The organism is Kluyvera ascorbata ATCC 33433, from assembly GCF_000735365.1.
In the GTDB taxonomy this organism is placed as follows: domain Bacteria; phylum Pseudomonadota; class Gammaproteobacteria; order Enterobacterales; family Enterobacteriaceae; genus Kluyvera; species Kluyvera ascorbata.
Map to the genome: position 1 here is coordinate 1 of NZ_JMPL01000122.1, position 12,329 is coordinate 12,329.

Genomic DNA, 12,329 nt, shown 5'->3' on the forward strand with positions numbered 1-12,329 from the left:
AACGAGCACAATCAGCCCCCTCTCCCTTTTTAAGGGAGAGGGTTGGGGTGAGGGTTCATGCTCGGAAATCATTCCTTCACCCTAGTCCTCTTCCCATGGTGGAGAGGGGAGCGATAGGTGATATTTGTCCCTGCGATGTCAGGCGCTAGCTCAGCGCCACCTTAATCCCCAGCGCAATCAGCAGCCCGCCCAACATCTTATCGATAACCTTCTGCGCCTTCGCCAGTCCGCGACGTACCGGTGCGCTCTGAATCAGCACCACCAGCATCGGCCACCAGATAACGGACACGGTGAGGATCACCCCGGCGTACCACAGTTTCTCCGGGAAACCGGAATTCACGTTCAGTACCTGAGTAAAAATAGAGAGGAAAAACAGCGTCGCTTTCGGGTTCAGCAGGTTACACAAGTAGCCCTGGAGAAACGCCTTTTTCAGCGAGGTTTCCTGCAAAGTGACGCCGGTCATATCCATACTCTTATGCCCGCGCGCCAGCAGTGCCAGCAGCCCCACCCAGATAAGGTAGGCGGCGCCTGCGTATTTCAGAATATCAAACAGCCACGGCGTGGTGGTGATGACCACCGCCAGCCCCGCCACACAGTAAGACATATGCGTCAGTACGCCGCAGGTGATGCCAAAGGCGGTCATCATGGCGGGCAGTCGGCGATAGCGCGCGGCGTTTTTAATGACCATAAAGAAGTCCGGGCCGGGTGATAAAATGCCGAGCGTAGCAATAGATGCAACGAAGGCCGTTGCACCAATGGAAGGTATGAACATTGGGGGTGGTCTCTTATCAGGAAGGCGAATAAATTAGAGCGGGATCACAAAAGTCACTATGACCAGAATCAAGGTTTCCGCGTAATCCTCTGGGCTTTATCCCGCCAACGCTGTCACCTCGTTGAGCCGCTCCAGCAGCCGGTTAACCGCCGGATTCTCCACCGCCTGTACGGCATAACAAATGCCAATTCGTCGTAACAACGGATACCCCGGCAGCGGCCTTGCGCTGAGGTCGCAGCGGGTTTCTATCAGCGAGTGCGGCGCAATCGCCAGACCAAACCCCGCTTCGACCAGATCCAGCGCCAGCGTAAAGCTGCCCGCATTGGCGCTGGGTGCGCCGGCCGCCGTGCCGTAAAACGGCAGGAAGCGCTGATGAGAATCGTGGACCGGGTACATCACCCACGGGTGGCTATAAAGCTGCTCCAGCGTCAGCTCCGCCACCTGCGCCAGCGGGTGGCTGCTCGGAAAGGCCAGCATATAGTGCTCGTCGAACAGCGGCATAAACAGCTCGTCTTCGCAGCGCAAACTCTCACAGCCAAGGCGGATATCCCCGGTACAGCCCGGATCGAGCGTCACCAGCATGTCCGGCATTTCAAGATGAATTTTTTCCAGCAGCGATGCCAGACACGGCGAAGCAACGTCCTGCTCCACGCCGATACTCAGCGGCATGCCATCCTGACGTTTACGAAAGCGTGAGGTGAGGGCCGCCATCTCCTGGAGCATCCGGCAGGCGTGCGGATAGAGCGCGCGCGCATCTTCCGTCACCTCCACGCCGCGGGGCTTACGCACAAAAAGCTGCGTGCCGAGTTCCTCTTCCAGCGCTTTCACGGTGGCGGAGAGCGCAGGCTGTGTCAGACTTAACTGTTCAGCCGCACGGGTAATGTTGCGCTCTTCGAATACGCAGATGAAGGCGCTGAGCTGTCGCTTATCCATAGATTTATTTTATGGCTGTGAAAAAAACAAACCATTTTTCACCATTCTTATCCGGATTTAAAGTAGCGCCATCAATTTTATTTATGAGGAAGTCAAATGAACGCTGCATCTAAACCATTAGTCGTGATTACCGGCGCCAGCTCCGGGATTGGCCTGGCCACCGCAAAACTGCTGTCAGAACGTGGACATGCGCTCCTTCTGCTGGCGCGTCGCGTGGATCGTATGACGGCGCTGAACCTGCCGCGCACCCTGTGTCGCTCGGTGGACGTCACTAACCGTCAGGCAGTGGCCGACGCTGTTGCCGAAGCGGAACAGCAGTTTGGGCCGGTTGACGCGATGGTCAACAACGCGGGCGTGATGCTGCTGGGCAATATCGACAGCCAAAACCCAGACGAATGGGAGCAGATGATCGACGTGAACGTGAAGGGTTTGCTGAACGGCGTTCACGCGGTAACCAAAGGGATGATTGAGCGCAAAGCGGGCACCATCATCAACATCAGCTCCATTGCCGGGCGCAAAACCTTCCCGAACCACGTGGTCTACGTTGGCACCAAGTTTGCGGTGCACGGCCTGTCCGAAAACCTGCGTGAAGAGCTGTCGCCGCACAACGTGCGCGTGGTGGTGATTGCCCCGGGTGCGGTGGAAACCGAACTGCTGAGCCATACCACCAGCGACGACATCAAAGCCGGTTACCAGAGCTGGAAACAGGATATGGGCGGTAAAGTGCTGAGCCCGGAAGACGTGGCGCACGCCATTGAATACGCCTATTCCCAGCCGCAGTACGTTTGTATCCGTGAAATTGTGCTGGCGGCGACCCGTCAGGGCGCGTGATAAGTCAGGATTGATGCCAAAAATCAGCGGATAATAAAGCTGATTTTTGGCCACGCAGACGCGAGGAACCGTTAGTCGTTCCTCACGTCTATTTTCCTCTTTTGTTTCCATCCATGTCGTAGACCGTTCGCTGCCAGCGTTCATCTGGCCGGTTAGTGAAGGTCACCAGCTCCGCAGGGCAGACCGCGCCGGTTATCATGCCGCGACTATCCCGCTCCACGCTGTTCCAGTTCGCTGAACAGTGAATATATTTTTCTGCCAGCATCTCAATTTCCGGCGTCGTAAAGCCCATCGCAGACTGGCCGTTGCGGGCGGCGCGCCCCATCATGATAGCTTTGTCACACAGGTTTCTGAGCTCCGCTTGTAACGCAAAATCACCAGCGGTTTCATCGATTGGATAAAATATCACGCCCGCCTCCTGCGCCGCGTCCAGCATCACTCGCAGCACCACTTTTGACCAGTCATTGCGCGTGGGACGGTCGATAACGGCCGCCGCCGCGCTTCGTTTCTGAAACGTACCGTAACGGTCGGTGGGCATCCGATCGTCATACCAGGTCGCCGTATTTATCGCCACCGTATGCAATAGCGGCGCAATGGTTGGGTAGCTCCCCATCGCGCTGAGCTGCTCGCCGGTCTGCTGATAAATGCGCGTTTTGGTATCGGGAGTGGAAAGGGGGACGGTTTCAAACTGAGGGCGGGTAAGGAAGTAGGTTTCGTGTTCATCAGGGTTATAGCCGCCGCCAATGTCGGAATGCGCACCAGGCAGGGCCAGTTCCGGCCACGCTGGTTTTACGCTGTTCAACACGAAATTAAACCGACATTCGTGCTGCGCGGTGATGTGGAAAACGCGCTGAGCCACGCCTGGGCGCAGTAGCAGATTAACATCCCCGGTATCGGCGCTATGCGGATTAAGGCCATTAGCCGGCGTACCGATAGCCGCTACGGTATCAAATATCCCCAGAAAGCGTGTTTTCCCGCCGGGCGTGCCGGTAAATTCAAGCCCTTTCAGCCCGGCTTTAATGGCTGCGATAATCGCGTTTTCCTGGGCGAATACCCGGTTGGCAAAATGTCGTGCCGCCGCCGCTCCCCGGCTGAAGCCGAAAATATCAAACTGTACCTCTTTAATGACGCAGGAACGCGCTTTAGCATGCCGGCTTACGTAGCTCTGGATACAGGCCGCCAGCGCCGCGACGGCCTTGTCGGTTTTACTCACTACACCGCTTCTGCCGAGGCCAGTCCCCATCCCGAACGTGCAGTCCCCCGCGCCATCTTCGGTTCCGATACCTTCGATATAAATAGCGTATTGACCGGCCCCTGTATCAGGCGTTATGCCCTGGTTGTACAGCGTATGGAGCCAGTGAATGTTGGTGTAATAACCGAGATAACTTCCCGCTGCCGTGCCGCAGAGTTTCTGAACGGCGTTCGTTGCAGAAGGTTCTGCCGTGCTGGCCGTCTGACGGCTGCAGCTATTGTTCGCATTGTTGCCCGTGCCATCGAAAAACACGCCGATGGTCAGCGTGATTTCCCGCATTTTTTTCTCGTCCCGCTCCATAAAACCCCCTTGTCCTTAAGGATATTCTGTCAATCGTGCCCAATATGGCACAACATATAAAAAAGGGGCTATACCGCGCATTCGTTTGTTTGTAAGGAGGCGTAACCAACCAGGGTTTTGCAGCTAAGCGTTCTCCCGATTGCCCGTGAAATAAAATGTAATAGACACATCAATGTCGGCGTTATCGCTGCGGTCATCTTCATAAATAATTATTTTGACCCTCCTTTGTTATATTTGTTTTTCCTATGACCTGCTGCACTATTATTGCGCTTGATGTCCTTTTACGGTGCGCCGAAATATTCTTATTACTTTGCGTTTTTATTTAAAAGTTAATTTAAATCAGTGTGTTAAATATTTGGCATGTGCCTTGCTAATTGAATTCCATCTTGTATACCAACAGGGATTCAACGATGGCATTAATGACAGGACAAACGCTGGCCGCGTGGCGTCAGCAAATCAGTCAGGACAGTGAATCTGTTCTTACTCGTTTACTTGAACATATTAATACCTTCCCGGTGGAAGATAACGCATGGCTGATGATAGCCAACGAAGCGCAGCTGAAAGCACAATTAGCGGTGTTAATACCGCTTTATCAGAATAACCCCGACGCCCTGCCATTATTCGGTATTCCTTTTGCGGTCAAAGACAACGTAGATGTGGCCGGATGGCCGACCACGGCGGCCTGTCCGGCGTTTGAATATATTGCCGAGCAGGATGCGACGGCGGTTGCCCGGCTGAAAGCCGCCGGGGCGATTGTTATCGGCAAAACTAACCTCGACCAGTTCGCTACCGGGCTGGTGGGCACGCGCTCCCCCTACGGCGCTGTGGTCAACACATTCAATCCCGATTACGTCAGCGGCGGCTCCAGCTCAGGCTCGGCCTCCGTGGTGGCGCGTGGCCTGGTGCCGTTCGCCTTTGGCACCGACACCGCCGGTTCTGGGCGCGTGCCAGCCGGGTTTAACAATATCGTCGGCCTCAAACCGACCAAAGGCTGGCTCTCAGCTAAAGGCGTGGTGCCTGCCTGTCGCCTCAACGACACGCTGTCGGTCTTTGCCCTGACGGTGGACGACGCGTTTTATATCGCCTCGCTGGCGGGCGGCGTAGATAGTGAAGACGCCTACTCGCGCGCGCATCCTGCGACCACGCCTGCGGCGCTGCCATCGACCCCGACCTTCGCCGTACCGGAAACGCTGAACTTTTTCGGCGACGTTCAGGCGCAGGCGGCCTGGGAACAGGCTATCGATGCGCTGTGTGAAAGCGGCGTCACGCTGAAACCTATCGACTTTTCAGCGTTTACTCAGCTTGCCGAACAGCTGTATCAGGGGCCGTGGGTGGCCGAGCGTACGGCGGCAGTGGGCGACATGATTCAGCATCCTGAACAGATGGACCCGACCGTTTACACCATCGTCTCTGCGGGCCTCAACTACAGCGCGGTGGATGCCTACAACGCCGAATACCTGCGCGCCGAGCTGGCGCAAAAAATCCAGCGGACGCTGGGCGAAGTCGACGCGCTGGTGGTGCCAACGTCGCCAACCATCCACACCTTAAAGGAGATGGAGCAGGAGCCCATTCGCTTCAACTCCCAGTTTGGTACCTACACCAACTTTACCAATCTGGCTGACCTCAGCGCGCTGGCGCTGCCCGCGCCGTTCCGTGCCGATGGTCTGCCTGCGGGGATCACCCTGATTGCCCCCGCGTGGCACGACCGGGCGCTGGCCGATTTTGGCCGCCGCTGGCAGCAGCAGCTTGCGCTGCCGCTGGGGGCGACCGGGCTGCCGTTAACGCCAGGCGACGCCGCGCTGCCGTCGTCGCCGCATCACGTGCGCATTGCCGTGGTTGGCGCGCACTTGCGCGGTATGCCGCTCAACTTCCAGCTCACCACCCGCAACGCGGTCTTTGTCGAAGCCACGCAGACGGCGGCGACCTATCGCCTCTACGCACTGACGAATACCCAGCCGCAAAAGCCGGGGCTGGCTCGCGACGCATCCGGCGCGGCGATTGAGGTGGAGCTGTGGGATATCCCGCTGGCGCGCTTTGGCGAGTTCGTAGCGGAAATACCGTCGCCACTGGGTATTGGCTCGCTGGAGCTCTGCGATGGCCGCTGGGTGAAAGGCTTTATCTGTGAACCGGCGGCGCTGAATGACGCCGTGGATATTACCGAATTTAAGGGCTGGCGGCATTGGGTTGCCCGTAAGGAGAACCATCATGTTTAACACCGTGCTAATTGCCAACCGTGGTGAAATTGCCTGCCGCGCGATCCGAACCCTGAAACGTCTGGGCATCACCAGCGTTGCGGTTTACTCCGACGCGGATAAAAACGCTGAACACGTTAAGCAGGCCGATATCGCGTTGGCGCTGGGCGGCGAAAAGGCCAGCGACAGCTATCTGAAGATTGACTCGATTATTGCCGCCGCGCGGGAAAGCGGGGCGCAGGCCATCTGGCCCGGCTACGGTTTTCTCTCAGAAAGCCTGCCGTTTGCCGATGCCTGTGACAAGGCGGGCATCGTGTTTATTGGCCCAACCGCCCAGCAGATTGGCGAATTTGGCCTGAAGCACCGTGCTCGCGAACTGGCCGCCGAAGCGGGCGTCCCGATGACGCCGGGGACCGGGCTGCTCAATTCCCTCGACGACGCGCTGGAAGCCGCGCAGAACATTGGCTATCCGGTAATGCTGAAAAGCACGGCGGGCGGCGGCGGGATTGGCCTGACGCGCTGCGCCGATGCGCAGGCGCTGGCGCAGGGCTGGGAAAGCGTACGCCGTCTGGGCGAGCAGTTCTTTAGCGATGCCGGAGTGTTTGTTGAGCGCTGCGTGGATCGCGCACGCCATATCGAAGTGCAGATATTTGGCGACGGTAAAGGCAACGTGGTGGCGCTCGGCGAGCGCGATTGCTCGCTCCAGCGCCGCAACCAGAAAGTGGTGGAAGAGACGCCTGCGCCGAATCTCCCGGCGACGACCCGCAAAGCGATTCTCGATGCCGCGGTGCAGCTCGGTAAGCTGGTGAACTACCGCAGCGCCGGGACGGTGGAATTTATCTACGATGCCGCGCTGGACGCGTTTTATTTCCTCGAAGTGAATACCCGTTTACAGGTTGAGCACCCGGTGACCGAATGCGTGACCGGGCTGGATCTGGTGGAGTGCATGCTGCGCGTGGCGGCAGACGAGCCTATCGACTGGGCGCGTCTGGCGCAGGCGCCGCAAGGGGCGGCGATTGAAGTGCGTATTTATGCCGAAAGCCCGCTGAAAAACTTCCAGCCGAGCCCCGGCGTACTGAGCGAAGTGGTCTTCCCTGACGATGTACGCATTGATACCGGCGTCACCACCGGCAGCGAAGTTTCCGCGTTTTACGACCCGATGATCGCCAAGCTGATTGTTCATGCACCGACCCGCGCCGCGGCGCTGGCAAAACTGGCGGCAGCGCTCGACGCCACGCGGCTGCACGGCATTGCCACCAACCTCGACTACCTGCGGCAGATAACCGCCAGCGAGGCCTTTGTCAGCGGTACCGCCTGGACGCGGATGCTGGATAGCGTGGTGGCGCAATCGCCAATGATTGAAGTACTGCAACCCGGCACCTGGAGCAGCGTGCAGGATTATCCGGGCCGTCAGGGCTACTGGGATATCGGCGTGCCGCCGTCTGGCCCAATGGATGACTTTGCCTTCCGTCTGGCGAACCGGATTGTCGGCAACCATGAATCGGCGGCCGGGCTGGAATTCACCCTGCAAGGGCCGGTGCTGCAATTCCACGCTGATGCGCTGATTGCTCTGACCGGGGCCGATTGTCAGGCGAAGCTGGACGATGAAGAGGTGCCGATGTGGCAACCGGTGACGGTGAAAGCGGGGCAAACCCTGAGCCTCGGGCGCGCGCAGAGCGGTTGTCGTGGCTATCTGGCGGTGCGTAACGGCCTTGATGTGCCGGTCTATCTCGGTAGCCGTTCCACTTTCGCGCTGGGTCAGTTTGGTGGTCACGCGGGGCGCACGCTGAAGGTCGCGGATCTGCTGTCTATTTCGCGTCCGGATATTGCCGCCTGCACCACGCCCGCGCCGGTTTCTGAACCACAGGCGCTGTCTGCGGCATTAATCCCTGAATACGGCGACGTCTGGCGTATTGGCGTGCTTTACGGGCCGCACGGCGCGCCGGACTTCTTCACTCAGGAGTCTATCGACGAGTTCTTTGCCAGCGACTGGCAGGTGCACTACAACTCTAACCGTCTCGGCGTCCGTCTGGTGGGCCCAAAACCAAGCTGGACGCGGCCGAACGGCGGCGAAGCGGGGCTGCATCCGTCGAACGTTCATGACTGCGAATACGCCATTGGCGCGATCAACTTTACCGGCGACTTCCCGGTGATCCTCACCCGCGATGGCCCAAGCCTCGGCGGCTTTGTCTGCCCGGTGACCATCGCCAAAGCGGAGCTGTGGAAAGTGGGGCAGGTGAAGCCGGGCGACCGCATTCGATTCTACCTGATTAGCGTGGAAGACGCGGTGGCGCGGGAAAACGCCCAGGACCGCAGCGTTGAAACCCTGCAAACCACCGCGCTGCGTGAATTTGCCATGCCGTCGCTTGCCGACCGTGACGGCGTTTCCGCCGCCGGGCTGGTGTCGCTGCCCGCCACCTTCAGCACCCCGGCGATCGTTTATCGTCAGGCGGGCGACAACTACATCCTGATTGAGTACGGCGAAAACGTGCTGGATCTGGCGCTGCGACTGCGCGTTCACGTGCTGATGGAGCATTTGCGCGAACTGGCGCATCCGGGCATTAAAGAGCTTTCCCCTGGCGTACGTTCGCTACAGGTGCGTTACGACAGCCGTGAAATCAGCCAGCCCGCGCTGGTAGCGCTGCTGCTGGAGCAAGAGGCGCGCATTGGCGACGTCAGCCGTATGAAGGTGCCGTCGCGCATCGTCCATCTGCCGATGGCCTTTGAAGACAGCGCCACGCTGGATGCCGTCAGCCGCTACGCCGATACCGTGCGTGCGACCGCGCCGTGGCTGCCGAACAACGTCGATTTTATCCAGCGCATTAACGGCCTGCCGAACCGTGAAGCGGTGATGGAGACCCTGTTTGATGCCAGCTACCTGATTCTGGGGCTGGGTGACGTCTATCTCGGTGCGCCGTGTGCGGTACCAATCGACCCGCGCCACCGCCTGCTGAGCTCGAAGTACAACCCGGCGCGCACCTTCACCGCTGAAGGCACGGTGGGCATTGGCGGCATGTACATGTGCATCTACGGCATGGACTCGCCGGGCGGCTATCAGCTGGTGGGGCGCACGCTGCCCATCTGGAACAAGTTCCTCAAAAATGAGCAGTTCAACGACGGCGAGCCGTGGCTGCTGCGCTTCTTCGACCAGGTGCGTTTCTATCCGGTGAGCGAAGCGGAGCTCTCTGTGCTGCGCGACGATTTCCGCGAAGGCCGCGCGGCGGTGCGCATTGAAGAGACGGTGTTCGACTTCGCCGAGCATCTGCAGTTCCTTGATGACAACGCCGCTGATATCGCTCGTTTCCGCCAGCTTCAGTCTGCGGCATTTGAAGCGGAGGTCGAGCGCTGGCACCTGGACGACCAGGAGGCCGAGGGTGAAAGCCTGCTACCGATGCAGGAAGAGGACATCGACGATGGCGCGCTGCCGGTGGCTGCCGATATGAACGGCAATATCTGGAAAGTGCTGGTTGCGCCGGGCGAGGCGGTGGAAGCCGGTCAGCCGCTCATCATCGTGGAAGCGATGAAAATGGAGCTGGCCATTCACGCCCCGCAGGCGGGCATTGTTAAACGCATCGGCTGTCAGCCGGGCCGCCCGGTGAGCCCTGGCGACGCGCTGCTGTGGCTGGAATAGGGAGCGGCGTATGACGCAAGCGAACGGCAAAAAGCGCACGGTGGGGCTGGCGGAGCGTATCTATCTGGCGCTGAAAAACGACATTTTTGATTTCCGCCTGATGCCCGGCGAGCACTTTAGTGAAAACGAAATCTCCGAACGTATGGCGGCCAGCCGCACGCCGGTGCGTCAGGCGCTGTTCTGGCTGGAGCATGAAGGCTATGTGCAGGTTTATTCGCGCAGCGGCTGGCAGGTGAAACCGTTCGATTTCACCTATTTCGAAGCGTTGTACGACTTTCGCATCGTGCTGGAAATGGAAGCGGTGAAGCGCCTATGTGCCATGCCGACGCCTGCGCGTGCGGCGCATCTCGCGCCGCTGCTCGCCTTCTGGTGCGATGCGCCGCAGATGCCGCCGGGCAAGGAGCTCTCGCGTCACGACGAGGCGTTTCATACCGCGCTGGTGAGCGCCACCGGTAACGGCGAGATGGCGCGGGTGCACGTCGAGTTGACGGAAAAAATGCGCATTATTCGCCACCTCGACTTTACCCGCGAGGATCGCGTGGATGCGACCTACAGCGAACACGCGCAGGTGCTTCGCGCCATTGAGCAGCAGCAAACCGAAGAGGCGCAGCGGATCCTCACTGCGCATATTTCACAGAGTAAGGCCGAGGTCAGAAAAATAACCCTACACCGGCTTCAGCAGGCCCGTTTACAACCCGTTTCACCGTAGTTGCGGCATCCGCCCCATTCCGGTGGGGAACATTTATCACTCAATATCGTTTAGGGGTTTTGGTCATGAAAAGACGTTCTTTACTGAAAGCATTTGCCCTGTCGGCCACCTTTTTAAGCATGGGCTTCTCTTTGCAGGCGTACGCAGCAGACACCATTAAAATCGGCATTATGCATTCGCTCTCCGGCACTATGGCGATTTCCGAAACGCCGCTGAAGGACGTGGCGCTGATGACCATCGATGAGATTAACGCCAAGGGCGGCGTGCTGGGTAAAAAGCTCGAACCGGTAGTGGTTGACCCGGCCTCCAACTGGCCGCTGTTTGCCGAGAAAGCGCGTCAGCTGCTGACGCAGGATAAAGTGGCGGCGGTGTTCGGCTGCTGGACCTCGGTATCACGTAAATCGGTGCTGCCGGTGTTTGAAGAGCTGAACGGCCTGCTGTTCTATCCGGTGCAGTATGAAGGCGAAGAGATGTCGCCAAACGTCTTCTACACCGGCGCGGCGCCAAACCAGCAGGCGATTCCAGCGGTGGAATATATGATGAGCGAAGACGGCGGCGGCGCGAAGCGTTTCTTCCTGCTCGGCACCGACTACGTCTATCCGCGCACCACCAATAAGATCCTGCGCGCCTTCCTACACTCGAAAGGGGTTCAGGATAAAGACATTGAAGAGGTCTACACGCCGTTTGGTTATAGCGACTACCAGACCATCGTGGCTAACATCAAAAAATTCTCCGCAGGCGGTAAAACGGCGGTGATCTCCACCATTAACGGTGACTCTAACGTGCCGTTCTACAAAGAGCTGGCCAACCAGGGCATCAAAGCCACCGACGTACCGGTGGTGGCGTTCTCCGTTGGTGAAGAAGAGCTGCGCGGTATTGATACCAAGCCGCTGGTGGGGCATCTGGCGGCGTGGAACTACTTTGAGTCGGTGAGCAACCCGGTGAATGAGAAGTTTGTCGCTGATTACCGCGCTTACGCCAAAGCGCACAAGCTGCCGAACGCCGATACCGTGGTGACCAACGACCCGATGGAAGCGACTTATGTGGGTATTCATATGTGGGCGCAGGCGGTAGAGAAGGCGGGGACGACCGATGTGGATAAAGTCCGCGCGGCGATGGCCGGGCAGACTTTCGCTGCGCCGAGCGGTTTTACGCTGACTATGGATGCGACGAACCACCATCTGCATAAGCCGGTGATGATTGGTGAAATTGAAGAGAACGGTCAGTTTAACGTGGTGTGGAACACCGATAAGCCGGTGCGTGCGCAGCCGTGGAGCCCGTACATTCCGGGGAATGATAAGAAGCCGGATACGCCGGTGAAAACGGGTGGGAAGTAAGGTTTGGTCGTGGTGAGGATAACCTGGTATTTGTTAGTAAGGTGAAAGGTTCCGTTCACTTCACGTTAGGTAGAATATGAGGATATTTCACCGGTGAACGTGTTAAGGGGGATAACCGCATCCCCCTTAACAATCCCCGCGGCCCCGCAGGGAAATCGGTGCTTCGCACTGCGCTCGCCTACGAACTCCAGCCTGCGGCACGGCGAAACTCGAGATTACTCGGCCCATCCATGGGCCTCGCCCCTTCGGGGCCAACGCAAGCGTTGTTCAAAATTGCTCCCGGCAATTTTGTCCCTGTCTCGGTTCGCCTCAGTCCGCCATCCATGGCGTCCTGACCTTGTCTTCCATTCTCCGTCTCGCCGATTTCCAGCG

Annotated in this window: 8 protein-coding genes; 5 read left to right on the forward strand and 3 right to left on the reverse strand. The window is 58.6% G+C overall.

The features are described from left to right. Positions 1–145 precede the first annotated feature (145 nt). Complete coding sequence (locus tag GKAS_RS19840) at positions 146–772, reverse strand: LysE family transporter (RefSeq protein WP_035896736.1); 627 nt, start codon at positions 770–772, stop codon at positions 146–148. Between the two features lie 96 nt (positions 773–868). Continuing rightward, entirely contained in the window at positions 869–1,705 is an 837-nt protein-coding gene (locus tag GKAS_RS19845) for a LysR family transcriptional regulator (RefSeq protein WP_035896739.1), read from the reverse strand. 96 nt (positions 1,706–1,801) lie between these two features. On the opposite strand from GKAS_RS19845, the gene GKAS_RS19850 reads away from it, so the two are divergent. Further along, on the forward strand, positions 1,802–2,536 hold the full coding sequence (locus tag GKAS_RS19850) for an SDR family oxidoreductase (RefSeq protein WP_035896741.1): 735 nt from the start codon (positions 1,802–1,804) through the stop codon (positions 2,534–2,536). 88 nt (positions 2,537–2,624) lie between these two features. On the opposite strand, the gene GKAS_RS19855 is transcribed toward GKAS_RS19850, so the two are convergent. After that, on the reverse strand, positions 2,625–4,088 hold the full coding sequence (locus GKAS_RS19855) for a T6SS phospholipase effector Tle1-like catalytic domain-containing protein (protein WP_081918586.1): 1,464 nt from the start codon (positions 4,086–4,088) through the stop codon (positions 2,625–2,627). 410 nt (positions 4,089–4,498) lie between these two features. Here GKAS_RS19855 and atzF point away from each other — a divergent pair, with 410 nt between their 5' ends. From atzF to urtA, 4 genes are all read left to right on the forward strand, one after another. Further along, positions 4,499–6,301, forward strand: coding sequence for an allophanate hydrolase (gene atzF / locus GKAS_RS19860; RefSeq protein WP_035896743.1), 1,803 nt, complete (start codon positions 4,499–4,501; stop codon positions 6,299–6,301). Next, positions 6,294–9,911 (forward strand): urea carboxylase, encoded by a 3,618-nt coding sequence (gene uca, locus GKAS_RS19865; protein ID WP_035896744.1) that lies wholly within the window; start codon positions 6,294–6,296, stop codon positions 9,909–9,911. Before atzF ends, uca begins: the two co-directional genes overlap by 8 nt. A 10-nt stretch (positions 9,912–9,921) precedes the next feature. Continuing rightward, complete coding sequence (locus GKAS_RS19870) at positions 9,922–10,620, forward strand: GntR family transcriptional regulator (protein ID WP_051910815.1); 699 nt, start codon at positions 9,922–9,924, stop codon at positions 10,618–10,620. A 65-nt stretch (positions 10,621–10,685) separates the two neighbouring features. Next, positions 10,686–11,957 carry an urea ABC transporter substrate-binding protein gene (urtA, locus tag GKAS_RS19875; protein ID WP_035896745.1) on the forward strand — a complete coding sequence of 424 codons (1,272 nt, stop codon included), beginning with the start codon at positions 10,686–10,688 and terminating at the stop codon, positions 11,955–11,957. Positions 11,958–12,329 lie beyond the last annotated feature (372 nt).

Bases quoted from the DNA above. Each gene is read 5' to 3' on its own strand.
- uca (WP_035896744.1), top strand. From the start codon at position 6,294: ATGTTTAACACCGTGCTAATTGCCAACCGTGGTGAAATTGCCTGCCGC.
- GKAS_RS19870 (WP_051910815.1), top strand. From the start codon at position 9,922: ATGACGCAAGCGAACGGCAAAAAGCGCACGGTGGGGCTGGCGGAGCGT.
- atzF (WP_035896743.1), top strand. From the start codon at position 4,499: ATGGCATTAATGACAGGACAAACGCTGGCCGCGTGGCGTCAGCAAATC.
- GKAS_RS19845 (WP_035896739.1), bottom strand. From the start codon at position 1,705: ATGGATAAGCGACAGCTCAGCGCCTTCATCTGCGTATTCGAAGAGCGC.
- urtA (WP_035896745.1), top strand. From the start codon at position 10,686: ATGAAAAGACGTTCTTTACTGAAAGCATTTGCCCTGTCGGCCACCTTT.
- GKAS_RS19840 (WP_035896736.1), bottom strand. From the start codon at position 772: ATGTTCATACCTTCCATTGGTGCAACGGCCTTCGTTGCATCTATTGCT.
- GKAS_RS19850 (WP_035896741.1), top strand. From the start codon at position 1,802: ATGAACGCTGCATCTAAACCATTAGTCGTGATTACCGGCGCCAGCTCC.
- GKAS_RS19855 (WP_081918586.1), bottom strand. From the start codon at position 4,088: ATGGAGCGGGACGAGAAAAAAATGCGGGAAATCACGCTGACCATCGGC.